The sequence below is a fragment of the Aquimarina sp. BL5 genome, assembly GCF_003443675.1.
GTDB lineage: Bacteria > Bacteroidota > Bacteroidia > Flavobacteriales > Flavobacteriaceae > Aquimarina.
The window spans coordinates 4,795,629-4,813,256 of record NZ_CP031963.1; the positions used below are offsets into that span (position 1 = coordinate 4,795,629).

At 32.9% G+C, this 17,628-nt stretch carries 13 protein-coding genes; 7 read left to right on the forward strand and 6 right to left on the reverse strand.

Features of this window, described 5'->3' with window-relative positions; all coding sequences use genetic code 11:
- Nucleotides 1-58: 58 nt before the first annotated feature.
- A complete protein-coding gene (locus D1818_RS20035) occupies nucleotides 59-469 on the forward strand; it encodes an Rrf2 family transcriptional regulator (protein ID WP_118461114.1) in 411 nt (136 codons plus the stop codon).
- A gap of 4 nt (nucleotides 470-473) precedes the next feature.
- Here D1818_RS20035 and D1818_RS20040 read toward each other — a convergent pair whose 3' ends face one another.
- Nucleotides 474-1,100, reverse strand: coding sequence for a chromophore lyase CpcT/CpeT (locus D1818_RS20040; protein WP_118461116.1), 627 nt, complete (start codon nucleotides 1,098-1,100; stop codon nucleotides 474-476).
- A 75-nt stretch (nucleotides 1,101-1,175) separates the two neighbouring features.
- Nucleotides 1,176-2,609, reverse strand: a complete 1,434-nt coding sequence (locus D1818_RS20045; protein WP_118461118.1) for an SDR family oxidoreductase — start codon at nucleotides 2,607-2,609, stop codon at nucleotides 1,176-1,178.
- 468 nt (nucleotides 2,610-3,077) lie between these two features.
- Here D1818_RS20045 and argS point away from each other — a divergent pair, with 468 nt between their 5' ends.
- Nucleotides 3,078-4,856, forward strand: coding sequence for an arginine--tRNA ligase (argS, locus tag D1818_RS20050; RefSeq protein WP_118461120.1), 1,779 nt, complete (start codon nucleotides 3,078-3,080; stop codon nucleotides 4,854-4,856).
- 4 nt (nucleotides 4,857-4,860) lie between these two features.
- On the opposite strand, the gene D1818_RS20055 is transcribed toward argS, so the two are convergent.
- Entirely contained in the window at nucleotides 4,861-6,849 is a 1,989-nt protein-coding gene (locus D1818_RS20055; RefSeq protein ID WP_118461122.1) for a tetratricopeptide repeat-containing sensor histidine kinase, read from the reverse strand.
- A 151-nt stretch (nucleotides 6,850-7,000) separates the two neighbouring features.
- Between D1818_RS20055 and D1818_RS20060 the strand changes: the two genes are divergently transcribed.
- On the forward strand, nucleotides 7,001-7,468 hold the full coding sequence (locus tag D1818_RS20060) for a GNAT family N-acetyltransferase (RefSeq protein ID WP_118461125.1): 468 nt from the start codon (nucleotides 7,001-7,003) through the stop codon (nucleotides 7,466-7,468).
- Here the strand turns inward: D1818_RS20060 and D1818_RS20065 are convergent.
- The 3 genes from D1818_RS20065 to D1818_RS20075 form a co-directional block, all read right to left on the reverse strand.
- Nucleotides 7,465-9,969: a TonB-dependent siderophore receptor gene (locus tag D1818_RS20065; protein WP_118461127.1), complete on the reverse strand. Its 2,505-nt coding sequence runs from the start codon at nucleotides 9,967-9,969 to the stop codon at nucleotides 7,465-7,467. The genes D1818_RS20060 and D1818_RS20065 overlap by 4 nt on opposite strands.
- Entirely contained in the window at nucleotides 9,966-10,874 is a 909-nt protein-coding gene (locus D1818_RS20070) for a FecR family protein (RefSeq protein WP_158596923.1), read from the reverse strand. The genes D1818_RS20065 and D1818_RS20070 overlap by 4 nt, the downstream gene beginning before the upstream one ends.
- Before the next feature lie 64 nt (nucleotides 10,875-10,938).
- Complete coding sequence (locus tag D1818_RS20075; protein ID WP_118461131.1) at nucleotides 10,939-11,454, reverse strand: RNA polymerase sigma factor; 516 nt, start codon at nucleotides 11,452-11,454, stop codon at nucleotides 10,939-10,941.
- 94 nt (nucleotides 11,455-11,548) lie between these two features.
- Between D1818_RS20075 and D1818_RS20080 the strand changes: the two genes are divergently transcribed.
- The 4 genes from D1818_RS20080 (at nucleotide 11,549) to ffh (ending at nucleotide 17,606) form a co-directional block, all read left to right on the forward strand.
- Nucleotides 11,549-12,223 carry a hypothetical protein gene (locus D1818_RS20080; RefSeq protein ID WP_118461133.1) on the forward strand — a complete coding sequence of 225 codons (675 nt, stop codon included), beginning with the start codon at nucleotides 11,549-11,551 and terminating at the stop codon, nucleotides 12,221-12,223.
- Nucleotides 12,224-12,359: 136 nt separating this feature from the next.
- Entirely contained in the window at nucleotides 12,360-13,751 is a 1,392-nt protein-coding gene (locus D1818_RS20085; RefSeq protein WP_118461135.1) for a fasciclin domain-containing protein, read from the forward strand.
- 128 nt (nucleotides 13,752-13,879) lie between these two features.
- Entirely contained in the window at nucleotides 13,880-16,060 is a 2,181-nt protein-coding gene (locus D1818_RS20090; protein ID WP_118461137.1) for a fasciclin domain-containing protein, read from the forward strand.
- Nucleotides 16,061-16,277: 217 nt separating this feature from the next.
- On the forward strand, nucleotides 16,278-17,606 hold the full coding sequence (gene ffh, locus D1818_RS20095; protein WP_118461139.1) for a signal recognition particle protein: 1,329 nt from the start codon (nucleotides 16,278-16,280) through the stop codon (nucleotides 17,604-17,606).
- The last annotated feature ends 22 nt before the right edge of the window (nucleotides 17,607-17,628 follow it).

A 17,628-nucleotide genomic window follows, 5' to 3' on the forward strand; every position in this document is an offset into this window, starting at 1 on the left:
ATATTGTTAAAATACGAAGTGATATCTTTTAACTATTTTTGATAGAATAAATGAATAAATGCTTTCGAAGAAAACAAAATACGGATTAAAGGCACTAACCTATATAGCAAGAAAAAGGTGTGAACATCCTGTTTTAATATCTGAGATTGCTAAAAGTGAAAATATCTCTCAAAAATTTTTAGAAAGTATATTACTCACCCTTCGTAAGAATGGTTTTTTAGGTTCTAAAAAAGGAAAAGGAGGAGGGTATTACCTGATTAAAGAACCTAAAGAAATTTCAATGGCTTCGGTAATAAGGGTTTTAGAAGGACCAATAGCAATGTTACCTTGTGTAAGTTTGAACTTTTATGAAAAATGTGATGATTGTCCTGATGAAGATGCTTGTACAGTGCATAAGCTTATGATTGAGGTAAGAGATAATACCTTAAAAGTTTTAGAAAATAAAACACTAGGAGATTTTATGAATTAATTTCTTAGTCTTCTTGGACTCGAATGAATTTATAAGGCCCTTGAATTTTGCCCCATATTTGTTTTCCTTGTGTATCATAACCTCGATCCCAAGAAGTGATTTTATTTTTACTGATAACTATGTTACTTGTTGTGTAAGATATTTTATTACTGAAACTACTCGAACAAGTTCCTTTCTTTGTCTTTCCATGGTAAATAGTAGATGTCTTCTTTTTGAAATACACTTCACATCCATCTCTGATTTTGAGGCTATCAATAGTTAAATGATCAAAAATTGAAATGTCTTTCCAGCCATTTGCATATCTTTTTCGATCGGGAATAATATAATTAACACTGCTAATGGTTAAGCTATCTAATTTCTTAAAGTTTATTATTCTTTGGTTATAAATTGAGGTGCTGTTTTTTTCATCATACAATTCTTGATAAAACCAATACCCTGGTCTATCATCCCAGATGGGAATATTGACCAAACATACTGCAGAATAACCAGATTCTTCCTTTGCTTGTTTATTTGAAGAAAATTTCCCTGATAATATTTCTGTGAGATCATTAATTTGAGAGCCTTGTTCTATCTTATTGCTACAACTAATTGTAGTAATTAATAAGCCTAGAAAAAGTAATGATCTCTGCATGTGATTTTTGTACAAAAATACTAATATTTTAACAAAAAAGCGTTATTTATCGATAAATAACGCTTTTTGTCTATATTATTTTTTATTTAGTGATACGATATTGCGTATCATTCCTCCAAATATAAAGTAATGAAAAGGAACCATCAGATACCAGTATAATCTGCCCCAAATTCCTCTAGGTCTAAATGTAGCGGTTTGATGGAGGATGTTGTTTTCGTCAATGTCAAATTCTAACCAGGCTTCTCCCGGCACCTTCATTTCAGCAAAAAGTAGTAAGCGCTTTTCGTTTTTATCAGCAACCAAAACTCGCCAAAAATCCAAAGCATCTCCAGAGTAAATTTTATCAGGGTTTGTCCTTCCTCTTCTTAATCCAACTCCTCCAAAAAATTTATCAATATGTCCTCTTATTTTCCACATCCAATCTCCATAATACCAACCGGTTTCTCCACCTATTGCCCATATTCTTTCAACCACCAGATTAGGATCACTAATTTTAATCTTCTTCTTGTCTCTAAGGCATCCTTTTTTAGGAACCGTAACATATTTCTGAATATCTTTATCAAAACGGCCGCTAATCATAGAATCCTTCCAACTTGATACAACCTGATTTTGTTCAATTTTGATAAATGCTAATTCCAGCGCTTTGGTATATGTCATTGGCTCAATTCCTAACATTTCTTGTAATCGTTTGTCATTAGCAACTACTGGTATGCTCATACTATCGACCAGATTTAATGCAAGTTTATAAGAAGTAGAGGTTACAAAATACAACCAATAAGAAGAAAGTTTAGGAGTCATAACAGGTAACGTAAAAATAAATAGTTTGACTCCCCTTACTTTTGCATAAAGCAATAACATTTGTTTATAGGTAATTACATTAGGCCCACTGATATCAAATGATTGGTTGTAGCATTCCGAGTTGCCTAACACTCCTGTCATAAAACTTAGAACGTCTCTAACGGCAATAGGATGCGTTTTGGTGTTGACCCATTTTGGGGTTATCATAACAGGTAATTTTTCGCATAGATCTCTTATGATTTCAAAAGAAGAACTTCCAGATCCAACGATAATCCCTGATCGTAAAACGGTTAGATTAAAATTTCCTTGATATAAGGTTTCTTCAACATTCTTTCTCGACCAAAGGTGTTTAGATAAATTCTTTTCGTTTACAATGCCGCTTAGATAGATTACCTGTTTAATATTGGTCTGAGCAACATATGTATTGAAGTTTTGAGCAGAAATCTCTTCTTTTTTGTCAAAGTCAGAAGTTGATGAACTCATAGAATGAATTAGATAATAGGCTGCATCAATGTCCTTTGGTAGAATTTTAATGTCCGGATCTTCTAAAAAATCGATCTCTACAACAGAAATTTTTTTCACAGTCTCTTGATCGATTGACAGTCTGTCTTTATCTCTAACAGTACAGATGACTTCGTGACCAGAATCTAATAATAGAGGTAGCAATCTCATACCAATATAGCCATTGGCACCAGTAAGTAATATCCGCATCTTTTTAGGTAAAAGATACGAAGAAATAAATTGGTTTTACTAACTGGGAGGAGAAGGATTTTATATATGGTAGTGATTAAAGATTTAGTAATTTTTTATAATAAATCTTCCATGTTTGTGAACCTATTATTTGCTTCGTAGCTTACTATTTTTTTTATGTCTATGGATTAAGATATCAGTACTTTTTGCATAAAATTTAATAAAATATTTATCCTTGCCAACACTATGTTCTTTTGCTTTTTCTTGTAAATGTTCACTTTAGAACTAGGAATAGCTAATACATATGTTTCTAAGCGAACTCTAACACCTACTAAAATACCTTTAGGGCTAAGTTTTATATAGTAACCGTTTAAATTGTTGTAAACTGGCTTTTGTTATAAGATACGAATTGATGCGTATTGAAGTGGCAGAAGATTATATTTCTATTATCTTTGCTGCCTAAATTTTGTATCAAATACAATTTATAAAATGACATTACAGCAAACCATTTCAGGACAGGTAAAAGCAGCAATAAAAGAACTATATAGTGCTAACTTAGAATCTGTAGAATTACAAGGCACTCGTAAGGAGTTCGAAGGCGATATTACAGTAGTAGTTTTTCCTATGTTACGCGTCGTAAAGGGTAATCCCGTTCAGATTGGGGAAGCTGTGGGAACGTATTTGGTGGAACGGGTAGAAGAGATTACATCATTTAATGTGGTAAAAGGATTTCTAAACCTTGTAATTGCTGATCAATATTATCTTAACTTTTTTACAGAAATAAAAGATATCGAACATTATGGTTTTGTAACTCCAAAAGATGGAGATAAAGCTGTTATGGTAGAATACTCTTCTCCTAATACAAATAAACCATTACATCTAGGCCATATAAGAAATAATTTATTAGGTTATGCGGTATCAGAAATCATTAAAGCTAGTGGTAAAAAAGTATATAAAACCCAGATTATTAATGATAGAGGAATTCATATTTGTAAAAGTATGGTGGCCTGGCAAAAATTTGGTGATGGCGCAACTCCAGAGTCTAGTGGATTAAAAGGAGATAAACTAGTAGGGAATTATTATGTAAAGTTTGATAAGGAATATAAAAGTGAAATATCAAAGTTGATTGCTTCTGGTAAAACAGAGGATGAAGCAAAAAAAGAAGCTCCTATTTTAATAGAAGCTCAAGAAATGCTTAGAAAATGGGAGGCTGGTGATGAAGATGTTGTGGAACTTTGGAAAACCATGAACAATTGGGTATATGCTGGTTTTGATCAGACTTATAAAGCATTAGGTGTTGATTTTGATAGTTATTATTATGAAAGTAACACCTATCTTTTAGGAAAGGATAATATAGAAGAAGGTCTTACTAGTGGCGTATTCTTTAAGAAAGAAGATGGATCAGTTTGGTGTGATCTTACGGATGAAGGGCTGGATGAAAAATTGGTATTACGTAGTGATGGTACAGCAGTATATATGACCCAAGACATTGGTACAGCCATACAGCGTGTTAAAGATAATCCAGATATCGGAGGAATGATTTATACCGTTGGTAACGAACAAGATTATCATTTTAAAGTGCTGTTTCTGATTCTTAAAAAACTTGGATATGATTGGTCCAAGAATTTACACCATCTTAGTTACGGAATGGTTGATCTACCAAGTGGGAAAATGAAGAGTAGAGAAGGTACTGTAGTAGATGCAGATGATCTTATCATAGAAATGGCAGAAACTGCAGGAGAGATTTCTAAAGAATTAGGAAAATTAGAAGGGTATTCTGAAGAAGAAAAAAATGATGTCTACAAAACTATAGGTTTAGGGGCGTTAAAATATTTTCTTCTTAAAGTAGATCCTAAAAAAAGAATACTTTTTGATCCTTCCGAGTCGGTAGACTTTCAAGGAAATACTGGACCTTTTATCCAATATACATATGCAAGAATTCAAGCTATAATACGTAAAGCAGATTTTGATTTGAATGATTCTTCGAAAAATATATCATTGGATGGAAAAGAGAAAGAATTAATAAAATTATTAGAAATATATCCTGAAATTATTCAGAATGCAGCAAAGGATTTAAGTCCAGCAATTATAGCTAATTACACCTATGATCTAGTAAAGGGATATAATTCATTTTTTCAGAATGTATCTATATTTGGGGCAGATTCTAAAGCAGAAAAGATTTTTAGAGTTCAGCTTTCGGGAGTAGTTGGTGCTACTATTAAATCAGCATTTGGACTATTAGGAATTCAGGTTCCAGAGCGTATGTAATAATCTATGAGACTTGTGTTTTAGGAAGTGCAATGCAAAAAGTGCTTCCTTCTCCTTGACTGCTTTCAACGTCTAGGGTTCCTCGATTGAGGGTAATTAACTCTGTGCAGATTTTTAATCCTAACCCAGTACCTGTTTCATTGTTCGTGCCTTTAGTAGTTAGGTTTTCATCAGAAAAAAGTTTGACTATATTTTCTTTAGAAATCCCTATTCCTGTATCTTCAATATAAATTTTGGTACTATCTTCTTCTTCCTTTTTATAAATGGTGATTGTATCGCCCGAGTTGCAAAATTTTATAGCATTAGCAATTAGGTTTTGAGTTACAATCGTGGACATATCCTTATCTGCATAGACTATCGTAGTTTCTTTCATATTATTAATAAGTCTAATTCCTTTCTTAGAAGCTTTGGATGCAAAAAACACAAATTTACCTTTTATTATTTCAGAGAAATCAAAAGTTTTGGGATTGGCCTTAAGCTCATTCATTTGAGACTTAGACCAGTTTAAAAGATTAGTTAGCAGTAAAGATGTCTGATGAGCACTATTAGACAATAGTGGAATTATTTCCTTAAATTCATTTTCGGAAATCACATCATCTCTTAATAAATTAAGAGTATTATCAAGTCCGTGAATTTCATTTTTTAAATCGTGGGAGACTATAGAAAACAGTTTGTTTTTTACCTGATTAGATTCGTTAAGTTCCTTAATATATTTTGCCCTTTGTAATCTACTTTTTACGATACCAATGATAAAAATAAATGCCACAGCAAAAGCAGCAATTGCAACGTATGTGTAAATTTTTTGTTTAAATAGTTCTTCCTTAACTCCTTGTTCTGCTATTTTTTGTTTATCCAAAACAGCTTGTTGTCTTTTTTCGTTTTCAAGCCTTTTTTTAACTAGGTCTATTTTCTGGCTGGTTTCTTTAAGTGTATGTTCATTAAATAGATTTTTGTATTCTTTTTGCCACTTGTAGGCACTTACATAATTACCTCTAGCAGAATCTAATACAGAAGATAGATCATAACTATGAAGTAATAAAGGGGTAGAGTTAAGATTTTCAGCTTCTTTCCTAGCTGCTGATATATATGTGTCTGCTTCTTGATATTTGTTCGTTTTGATAGCAATTTCGCCTAGTGATAGTTTTGTTCGGGTAAGCCGTTCTTTATAAGTTATTTTTCCACCGAGAAAAAGTGCAGACTCGTAATACTTTTTGGACTGATGATATTCTTTCTTAATAAAAGAGATTTTTCCCAATGCGCTATATGTCTCAGAGATACCTTTACTATCATTTTCTTCTTTGTTTATTCTTAAAGATTGATTAAGTAATACTAATGCACTATCTAGCTTCTTTTCTTTTGTATAAACTATAGCTAAATTATTTAGTGTGGAACCGATAGTTTTTGAATTCGTTTTCTTTTTAAGTTGTAATGATTGGTAGTAATATTTTTTAGCTGCTTCAAATTCATTAAGGTCTCCATATACATTGCCAATATTATTGATAGTTGTCGATAGACTAACGCTGTCTTTTAGTTTTTCATAGTATATGTTTGCTTCTAAGAGATGGGTAATACTCTTTTCTGGATTCCCTAATCGCTGTTCTATAACAGCTTTGTTGTTTTGAATCATTGCAAGTCCTCTGGTGTAATTGATTCTTCCATAATATAAAGCCGCCTGATCAAAACATTTCAATGATTCATAGAGTTCATCAGTTTGGTTATATATAGATGCTTTTTCATTGTGTAATTGACCAACTCCTTTGTCATATTTTATGTTTTTAGAAATTCTTATAAAAGAGTCGCAATATTTTAAACCTTCTTCAAATTGTTCATTTAAGCCCAATTCATAAATTAGGTCAGCTGCTAAGTTAATATGTAATGAATCCGATACAGAATTAGTAACTAGAATAAGACTGTCTAATTGTTTTTGTTGACAAAGAGAAATATTACTAAAAAAGAGTAATATCAATGTCAGATAATTATAGCGATGTTTCATGTATATTATTTAGGGCAGGTATAAATTACAATATTTTCATCTAATTTTATGTTTTTTTTAACAAAAATTTTTATTTCTAAGTGTTTTTTGTTTATTTTAGGAAAAAGTTGTTTTACCCCATAATAAAAGAAGTTTTCTTCTACTATACGAAATGAATTATCAAATTTCTAGAGCTACTGATAGTGATCTACCTTTAATGCAGCGTCTGTTTTATCAGACAGTTACTATTTATGGTTCCAAAATTTTTACTAAAGAAGAAGTAAAAATATTTTCTAGATTAGCTTTAGATAAAAAACATTGGATTCAAAAGTTTACTGAAGATTTTGTGTACAATGCAAAACTAAATGGAGAGGTGGTTGGTTCATTTTCTCTTAGTAAAGATGGAGTAATAGAATATATTTTTGTCCATCAGAATTATCAAGGTAGAGGCATTGCAAAAGAGTTATATAAAACTTTAGAGAACGTCGCGGAAGATGCTAACATAGAAGTCTTAACAACTCGAATTAATATTAGCACAAGAGATTTTTTTAAGAAAAATGGTTTTGAAATAATCAAAAGTATAGAGAAAGTAGCTGGAGGAGAAGATATAGTTACTTACAATGGAGTAAAGAATCTTTAGAAATTTAGACGGAAAACCGCATTTGGGGTAATACTAAGACCTAATTCTTTTACTTCTTCGACTTCTTCCATATCATTTTGATCTCTTATAGTGTAATATGTGTTAAAAGGGTTTTCCTGATCAGTAATATTCCAAATAGAAATTCCCGCAAGGCCATTTATTTTTTCTGTAATTTTAAAAGTGTAGGTAGAGGAAATATCTAATCTAATATAACTATCCAACCGTTCGCTATTGGGATTTAAGTAATCTATAGTCTCATTTTCGATCATATTATTAGGGTTAGGTAAAGTAGTCGGTTTTCCACTATGCCAGTTAATACCACCAGAGATTTTTAGATTGTTCTTATTATATGCAACAGCAAAGTTTATATTATGACGTATATCAATATTATTAGGAAAATTAGAAGGGCTTAAATTATTAAATGTGTATTCATTGTCCGCATAGGAGTAACTAAGCCAAGAACTAAAGTTTTTAAATCTTTTGTTGACTAAAAAATCAATTCCTAAGACAGAATAACTACCATGATCATTTTCAAATTCAAATTGATTTTGAAAACCTTGACTTCGCGTAATAATACCTTCAACATTTTTATAATAAACATCTGTTGTAACTAGCCAATTATTATGGTTGTAACTTAGACCAATAGATGCTTGTTTACTTTTTAGGATAGGGATATCTTCATTATTTGATAATACCCACCTTCGACTTTCTATCCCTAAAAAATCATTTTGAAGATCAATAATCTGAGAACTTGATTGGCTTTTTATTTCACCGAGAAGTTCTAATGTAAAATGATTCGTAAATCGTTTATAAAGATTTATACGGGGCTCAAAAATATAGGTGTCAAATTTCTCTAAATAATTAAGACGAGCTCCCAAATTGGCATATATAGAGTTACTGTCAGATTTGTATTCTATCTCAGAGAATATACCATGCGTTCGAACGACTTCTTTTGTAAGATCTCTAAACGTTGGATTATTTAAATCCCGTAGATATGATACTCCTGTTTCGTTAAATTGATATCCACTTTTTAAATTAATATTTGAATTAGTCTTAAGTAATGTATTCAGTTTTACACCATTTTCCAAAACATCATTTTCTTGTAAAAGCCTTTGATTGTTTGGTATATCCGAATTAACCGTTTTTAGTGTATAGTTTGTTCCATAGAGGAGTAGTTCACTCAGAAAAACTTCGCTCCAATTACGTTGGTACAGAATACCGCCTACAATATTTTTTTGTTTAGCACTGCTTTCTCTAGAAATATCAATCTGACTATCCATATTATTTTCCTGAAAAACAAGATTATTACGCGTTACCAAGGCGTTCACTTTAATAAGATCTTTGGATGATAGTTGATACAACCATCTCATACTTGCGTCATAAAAAGAAAATCGTTCATCAGAATTATTACTAATAATTACTTCAGAATTCTGAAAAGCTCTATCAAAAAATCTATTATAGGTAGGGGTTTTCAAGATGTCATTGATCGAGTGTCTTACGGCTAATTGAATGGAAGATTTTTTGTTGATAGGAGTGTCAATATAGCTATCCACACTTATTAAGTTTAAACCAATACTAGCATCTAATTCATCATTAATGTTGTTGGTAGTATTCATAGCGATCACACTCGAAACTCCATCTCCATACCTTGCACTAGAACCATTCTTGAATACTTGAACGTTTTTGGTTAGATATGGATTAAATGCAGAAATAAGTCCAAAAAAGTGACTGGATTGGTACATCTTTATCCCGTCCCATAGTATAAGATTTTGGTCATTAGTTCCACCACGAACATTAATATCAGAAACAGTCTCATTTGCACTCAGAATACCGGGAAGGGCTTGGATAGTCTGTAATAAATCAGGTTCGGTAAGGCCTGGTAGAATGCCAAACTTATTATAATCTATACGAACAGAACCATCTAGTTGCTTATCTATCCCCTTAATTAAATAATTATTAAGTATAATCTCATTTATATATTCGACTTTTTGCGTTAGAGTAATGTTTTTACAAGGTTCCTTAATAAAGTCTAGTGAAGAAAGTATTAGTGGTACATATCCTAGATAACTAATTTTGATTTTCTCATTAGGTGATTCAATTTTAAGTATGAATTTACCTTCAGGATCACTAATTGTAGCATGCTCCGAACTCTGGATAGTCGCATCACTTATAATAAGATTATCAGTGCCTTTTAGAATTCCACAAATTTCTACAGGTTTAAAACTTAATGCGACAGTATTATTTTTTAAAATAGTATAGTTAAAAGGTGTGTTGGTCTCAAGATGCCTTATGGTTTCTTCAAAATTTATTGAATCCAAAGGTTTGGGAATATGAATTCCTTCTAGTTCTTGATTAATATATGAAAAATCGTATCCAAATTTTTTCTGGATAGTCTTTAAAATAGATATAAGAGAATATGTGTCTTTTTCGGTTTGGGATGTAGCCGTAAAAAGAACAAAAAATATTAGGAGACTGGAAACGAGGATTTTGGGTTTAATCACTCTTTGTATAAAGTTACGGTTTTGTTATTAATCACATATTTTAAACGCATCGGAATCGTAATTGCCTTTAGTGCGTTTTGAATATCTGAATGTACAAAATTACCCGTAAAAAGTATAGAATGATCAATATTTTTTGTTTTTATTGTTACTCCATACTGCCATTCTAGTTCTTTCAACACTCTTATGAATGGAGTTTCCTGAAAATAACTTTTATTAGAAGAGTACCAAATAGGTTCTTTATCCGTAATTTTCTTTTCTTTTATCTGTGCTGCAACTAATTCTAAAGCGTCTCCTGCTTTTAAATATTTTGTTTGATCAGCAATAGTAACACTTACTACTCCTTCATAACAAGTTACCTCGAAAATATCATCTCTTTGCTTAATGTTGAATTGAGTTCCAATAACACTTACAACTCCGGATGGTGTATAAACGTCAAACTTCTTACCTTTTGCTACGTTAAAATATGCTTCTCCTTTTAAAGATAGTTTGCGCTCATCATCCCAATTTTCTTTATCATAAGATATGGAAGAAAGCGCATTAAGATTTATAATAGACTTGTCAGGTAACTCGTGAGTAGTTTTTTGGCTTGCGATAGTATCTATTGTTGTATCGTATTCTTTAAAGAAAGAAAAATACAACCCAAGTCCGAGAACGAAAACCGCAGCAATTCGCAAAAACGTTTTTCGATAAGAGTTTTTAGGTGTAATTCTTTTTCGCTCTGATAATTTCTGTTTAAGTATTTCCTGATTACCTGTAATATCGTAATCCGGAGCACTGAATTTTTTCGCAGTTTCAGATATTTTCAAATAAGAATCATAGGCGTCCAATTTCTCAAACGCCTGTGATTCATGCTTAGTGAGTTGTTCGTTGTTCAACCACTTTTTAATAAGATCCTTCTTTTTCATAACAAGATTCTTAATATTATAACAATCGAAAGGCATTAATTCCTACCCCTTACGTTATGTTTTTTTAAATTCCCTCAATATCTTTTCTTAATTTCTCCAAAGCACCATAAATTCTTTTTTCTACAGCTTTTCTCGAAATCCCCAGTAACTCAGCAATTTCTTTATGTTTTTTTCCTTCAACTCTATTCATAAGAAAAGCCACTCGCTGAGCTTCCGTTAATTTTGTAAGTGCTGTTTGATATTTTTGAAGGTATTCTTTTTCTTCTAATACAAAATGTGGGCTTTCGTTGGTTGAGCCCTTTGTTTCTATTTGCTGGTACTTTAATTTTACTTTATCGTGTTTTATTTGGTTTAACGAAAGATTATTGGCAACTGTGAACAAAAAACTTTTTGCTTTTTCCAAAGAAACTTTATTACAATTATCCCAAAGTTTAATAAATGCTTCCTGAACTTGATCTTTTGGATTGATATGTTCACCGTATTTATAATAGATAAAGTCGTGAAGATTTTTTGAATGTTTTACGAAAAGTTCTGAAAACAATCTTTCTTCACAAACATTTTCGAATAGGTCTTTAGGCATTTTTAGTTTTCTTCAAAATTAAAAAAAAACTTAAGCTAGTGGGAATTTGAGCACTTAAATTGTTATTATAGTAAATTGTATAAAGAATAGGGATATGAAAAAGTTAAGGTATTGTATTGTAGGTGTGTTTATTAGTTGTGCTTTTTTTATGATTTCTTGCCAAGAAGAAGAGCGAGAGCTTATTGATCCGACGCTTGATAATACAATTCCGAAAGATTCACAATTAGCAAGATTAATGAGGAATATTGTTACTCATGACGGATCTTACGACGATTTGGTAGATGGAGGTAATTGCTATAGTATTAATTTACCGTATTCCATAATAAGAAATATGACAGAGGAAATTGTAATCGATCAAATAGGAGATTATAATCGATTAAATCAATCTGATGATATTAAAATTCAATTTCCTATTACTGTAACTAGGGATAATCACGTAGAAGAAATTATTGAAAATGATATAGAGTTGCAATTGTTAGCCAATAGCTGCGAACTGCAGGATGATGATATTGAATGCGTGGATTTCGTGTATCCTTTTCGATTTGCAACTTTTAATTCTAATAATAATGTAATTAATACTTTAGAGGTTTTGCATGACGCTCAAGTGTTTGGGTTTATGGAGAATCTTGATGAAAATACTTTGGTGGCAATAAATTACCCTATTAGATTACTACTTAGTAATGGAGAGTATCTGGATGCAACACATAACGATGAGCTACTGTCTAGAATTCTTGCCTTTGAGACATCCTGTGAAGAAAATGATGGATAAATTTTGTTTAATTTTTTTAACTAAAACATTAAACAAAAAGTTAAAAAAGTATTAAAATCAATTTTTGAGGTAGCACTTTTCTTTTATCAGTTGTTTAATCATCGAACAATTAATCATAAAAATTAAAACCAATAACATGAAAAATTTTTTCAAAAAAGCTTTTTTAGTATTATGTATAATTTCAATCGCTTCTTGTAGTGATGATGATGATACTACATTTATTCCAGATTCGATGACTATAGCCGATTTCGTTGCAGATAATGCAGATTATAGCTCATTGTTAGCAGCATTACAACGAACGGGGCTGGATGTTGCTTTAAACGGAACAGGTACATTTACTGTATTTGCGCCAAATAATGCTGCATTCACCGAATTCTTAGATGGAGCATCCCTAGATGATGTGCCTGTTGCAACTCTAGAACAAATTTTACGAAATCATGTACTAGGTACTACTGAAACTTCTACAGATTTAACAACTGGTTATGTGAAAAATATAGCTACTGAGGCTAATTCTGGAGCAAACATCAGTATGTATATTAATACTACCAATGGTGTAGTTATTAATGGAGAGTCTACAGTTACTGCACCGGATATAATGAGAGATAACGGTGTAATACATGCAGTTGATAAAGTGATTCCATTACCAACAATGCTTACATTCGTTGGGATAGATAGTAATTTTTCTACACTAGCAACGGTGGCTACTACAACTGCAGGATTTAGTACAGATTTTGCTGCTGTTTTAAGTGGAGAAGATAGTAATTTAACTTTATTAGCTCCAGACAATGATGCTTTCACGGATTTGGGTGATATTTCAGGAGCTTCGGCTGCTGCTTTAGAACAGATATTATTAAACCACGTAATCGCAGGAACAAATGTTTCTACAGCACTAACTACAACATACGCTAATACATTAGCTACTTATGGTGATACTGCGGATAACCTAAGTATTTATATCAATACAGATAATGGTGTTTCGTTCAATGGTATTTCTGACGTTAGTGAAGCAGACATTGTAGCATCTAATGGAGTAATTCATAAGGTAGATGCAGTAATTGAATTGCCTACCGTAGTAACTTTTGCAACAGCTGATGCTAATTTTTCTACCTTAGTATCCGCATTAACAGATTTAACTCCAATGACAGATTTTGCTGCCATTTTGTCTAGAACTGAAGCGGGCAATTTGGATGGTTTGGATCCTGCTTTCACAGTTTTTGCTCCAACGAATGCGGCATTTGATGCACTTGCATCAATTCCTGACGAAAGTGGTTTAACACCAATATTACTTCACCATGTAATTGGAGCGGCTAATGTACGTTCTAGTGATTTAAGTGATGGTTTGGTTACACCAGGTACACTAGAAGGAGATGCTCTTACGGTTAGTATTCCAGGAACTAATGGTGCTATAGCTAATTTAACCGATGGAGCAGGAAATGACGATGTAGAAGTTGTTGCTGTTGATGTGCAAGCGAGTAATGGAATTATTCACGTGATCAATAAAGTAATGATTCCAAATCCATTAAACTAATATAATTTTCTTCAAAATATAATTCCCCCGAAAGGGCATTTAGAAATTGGAACCTCCAATTTTTTCAAAACTAAATGCCCTTTTTTTTCACACTCATTTTAAGTATTAACTAATTTAAATTAAAACTAATGAAAACGCTAATCCAAAGATTAACGGTACCGTTCTTGTGCCTTTTTGTAACGTCTCTTTTGGTCTCTTGCCAAACGGATAATAACGAGTTAGACCAATCAAACCCTGATCAGATCCAATTTGAAGAGTCAAAGATTATAAGCTTTGACGAAATTGAAGAAATGACCCAAAACATTATTGATGGAGAGCTTTCAGAACCTGAAAATGATGGAAAATCTTTTTCAGATTCTAAAAATTCTAGATTCGATATTAGCAGAGAAAGAAGAGTATATGATTTTTCAGCTACAGTAAATAGTGGAGCGGGAGCTGGAACCGAGATTGAAGGTGAGCTTAGATTACATTTCACTTTGTATCATGCAAGTTTTACAATTGTAAGAGGAAATTTGTTATTGCCTGATGGAACTAGAGCAAGAGCAAGAGGAGCTATTGTAAGTGATGGAATTGTTTATTTAATAATCAATCCACCCGGTAGAGGTTTTATTTTCGGAATTGGAAGAGTGAATGCAGAAGGTAATCTACAAGGAGGATTTAGAATTTTTGGTAACGGTATAGGACGAGGAGAGTGGAGTGCAGAATTGATAGAAATCACTTTTCCGGATAAGACTATAGTTGATTTAATTGTTGAGGATGGTAGATTTACATCTTTAGTAGGAGCTTTACAAGCTACAGATTTAGTAGCGGCATTATCGGGCGAAGGTCCTTTTACAGTTTTTGCACCAACAGATGAAGCTTTCGCAGCCTTAGATGAAGTTCCAGAATTAGAAGTGTTGAAGCAGGTTCTTTTATATCATGTTGCCAGTGGAAGATTTAATACACCTGAGTTGTTAGTAGAAGAGATGATAACAACACTACAAGGAGAAGATGTAAAAGTTAGTCTAAACGAGAATAATGAAATAGTTATCAATGATACAGTAAAACTTCTTTCTGCTAATATTGGCGGATCTAATGGAGTAATCCAAATTATTGACGCAGTATTAATACCACCATCTTTTCAACCATTACCTTCTATAGTAGAAATTGCAGTAGCAACACCAGAGCTTTCTACTTTGGTAGGTGCGTTACAAGCAGCTAATTTAGTTGATACGCTAAATGGCGAAGGTCCTTTTACAGTATTTGCTCCTACAAACGATGCGTTCGATGCATTGGATGCTATTCCACAAGGAGATGCATTAACAGAGGTGCTTTTATATCATGTTGCTGCAGGTAAGTTCACAGCAGAAGATTTACTTTCCGGTCAGACAGTTACGACTGTTCAAGGTGATGAGGTTACTATCCAGATGATTGACGGAGACGTTTTCTTAAATGGAAATATAAAGGTTAGTATCGCTGATATTGAAGCTTCTAATGGTATTGTGCACGTTATTGATGGAGTATTACTTACTCCAGCTGATTTGCAATCAATTGTAGAGATTGCAGTGGCGACGCCAGAGCTTTCTATATTAGTTGGAGCGTTACAAGCTGCTAATTTAGTAGATACATTAAACGGTGAAGGTCCTTTTACCGTATTTGCTCCAACTAACGATGCATTTGACGCTTTGGAAGCGATTCCCGAAGGAGATGCATTGACAGAGGTGCTTTTGTATCATGTTGCGGCAGGCAAATTTACTGCAGCTGATTTGATTGATGGTCAGACTGTAACCACGGTTCAAGGAGATGAAGTTTCCATAGAGATGATCGATGGGGAAGTGTTTTTGAATGGAAATATAAAAGTTAGTATTGCTGATATTGAGGCGTCTAATGGTATCGTGCACGTAATTGAAGGAGTATTACTTCCTCCAGCTGATCTGCAGTCTATTGTAGAGATAGCAGTTGCAACACCAGAACTCTCTACGTTGGTTGGAGCATTACAAGTAGCGGATTTGGTAGATACCTTAAATGGCGAAGGTCCTTTTACAGTATTTGCACCTACTAATGATGCATTTGATGCTTTGGATGCGATTCCTCAAGGAGAAGCATTAACAGAAGTGCTTTTGTATCATGTTGCAGCAGGTAAATTTACTGCAGCTGATTTGCTTGCAGGTCAGACTGTTGCTACGGTTCAAGGAGATGAAGTTACTATTGAAATGATCAATGGAGAAGTATTTTTAAACGAAATTATAAGAGTCGATATAGCCGATATTGAGGCGTCTAATGGTGTCGTACATGTAATTAACGGAGTATTAATTCCTCCATCTTTATAAAGTAAAGGACGTAAATTTGAATTAGCCAAAATTATTATGTCCAGAAAGCTATTAGAAAGAGAATTCATATTCTTTCTAATAGCTTTTTTATTTTAAGCTAATTTCTCTTAGGATATTTAGAATTCTGTCTTAACCATTCTTTATTAATACACTTCAAATCATTAAATTTGCACCTGTCTGCTAAAAAAGCAGAAGTAGAAAAACCTGAAGAAAGCATATGTTTGATAATTTAAGTGATAAGTTAGATAAGGCGTTACATATTCTAAAAGGCCACGGTCAAATTACAGAAGTAAATGTTGCTGAGACACTTAAGGAAGTTCGTAGAGCGTTAGTTGATGCGGACGTAAATTATAAAATCGCAAAAGATTTTACAGCTACTGTAAAGCAAAAGGCATTAGGTCAGAACGTACTTAAAAGTCTTAAGCCTGGACAATTAATGGTGAAACTTGTAAAAGATGAGTTGACCGAATTGATGGGTGGAGAAGTTGCAGGAGTTAATTTATCAGGAAACCCATCTGTAGTTTTGATGTCAGGATTACAAGGTTCTGGTAAGACTACATTTTCTGGAAAACTAGCTAACTTTCTGAAAACTAAAAAAACTAAAAAACCTCTTTTAGTAGCCTGTGATGTGTATAGACCGGCAGCGATAGATCAATTACACGTAGTAGGAGAGCAAATAGGCGTTGAGGTATTTAGTGATAGAGGTAATAATGATCCTGTAGCAATAGCTAAAGCCGGTCTTGCTCACGCTAAAGCTAATGGATTTAATGTGGTGATTATTGATACAGCAGGTCGTTTGGCTGTTGATGAAGTAATGATGACCGAGATAGCGAATATTCATAAAGCGGTTACCCCAGATGAAACATTATTTGTTGTAGATTCTATGACAGGTCAGGATGCAGTGAATACGGCAAAAGCATTTAATGATGTTTTAAATTTTGATGGAGTAATACTTACCAAGCTTGATGGTGATACTAGAGGTGGTGCAGCTATCTCTATTAAATCTGTTGTTAATAAACCGATTAAGTTTATTGGTACTGGAGAGAAGATGGAAGCTATTGATGTGTTCTATCCTTCTCGTATGGCTGATCGTATTTTGGGAATGGGAGATGTAGTTTCCCTTGTAGAAAGAGCTCAAGAACAATTTGATGAGGAGGAAGCGAGAAAATTACAGAAAAAGATTGCTAAAAATCAATTTGGTTTTGATGACTTTTTGAAGCAAATTCAGCAGGTTAAGAAAATGGGTAACATGAAAGACCTTGTCGGCATGATTCCTGGAGCTGGTAAAATGATGAAGAATGTAGATATAGATGATGATGCTTTTAAGCACATAGAAGCAATTATTCATTCTATGACGCCAGATGAACGAACAAAACCTCAAATTATAAATGCAAGCAGAAAAAAGCGCATAGGCAAAGGTTCTGGTACTTCTGTACAGCAAGTCAATCAATTACTTAAGCAGTTTGATCAAATGAGTAAAATGATGAAGATGATGCAAGGTGGGGGCGGAAAGCGTATGATGCAGATGATGGGTAAAATGAAATAATTTGTATAAACAATATATAATT

Excerpts from the sequence above, each read along its gene's own strand:
- D1818_RS20075 (WP_118461131.1), bottom strand. The coding sequence starts at position 11,454 with ATGCCTAAAGACCTATTCGAAAATGTTTGTGAAGAAAGATTGTTTTCA.
- D1818_RS20055 (WP_118461122.1), bottom strand. The coding sequence starts at position 6,849 with ATGAAACATCGCTATAATTATCTGACATTGATATTACTCTTTTTTAGT.
- D1818_RS20080 (WP_118461133.1), top strand. The coding sequence starts at position 11,549 with ATGAAAAAGTTAAGGTATTGTATTGTAGGTGTGTTTATTAGTTGTGCT.
- D1818_RS20045 (WP_118461118.1), bottom strand. The coding sequence starts at position 2,609 with ATGCGGATATTACTTACTGGTGCCAATGGCTATATTGGTATGAGATTG.
- D1818_RS20085 (WP_118461135.1), top strand. The coding sequence starts at position 12,360 with ATGAAAAATTTTTTCAAAAAAGCTTTTTTAGTATTATGTATAATTTCA.
- D1818_RS20060 (WP_118461125.1), top strand. The coding sequence starts at position 7,001 with ATGAATTATCAAATTTCTAGAGCTACTGATAGTGATCTACCTTTAATG.
- argS (WP_118461120.1), top strand. The coding sequence starts at position 3,078 with ATGACATTACAGCAAACCATTTCAGGACAGGTAAAAGCAGCAATAAAA.
- D1818_RS20070 (WP_158596923.1), bottom strand. The coding sequence starts at position 10,874 with ATGAAAAAGAAGGATCTTATTAAAAAGTGGTTGAACAACGAACAACTC.
- D1818_RS20090 (WP_118461137.1), top strand. The coding sequence starts at position 13,880 with ATGAAAACGCTAATCCAAAGATTAACGGTACCGTTCTTGTGCCTTTTT.
- ffh (WP_118461139.1), top strand. The coding sequence starts at position 16,278 with ATGTTTGATAATTTAAGTGATAAGTTAGATAAGGCGTTACATATTCTA.
- D1818_RS20035 (WP_118461114.1), top strand. The coding sequence starts at position 59 with ATGCTTTCGAAGAAAACAAAATACGGATTAAAGGCACTAACCTATATA.
- D1818_RS20040 (WP_118461116.1), bottom strand. The coding sequence starts at position 1,100 with ATGCAGAGATCATTACTTTTTCTAGGCTTATTAATTACTACAATTAGT.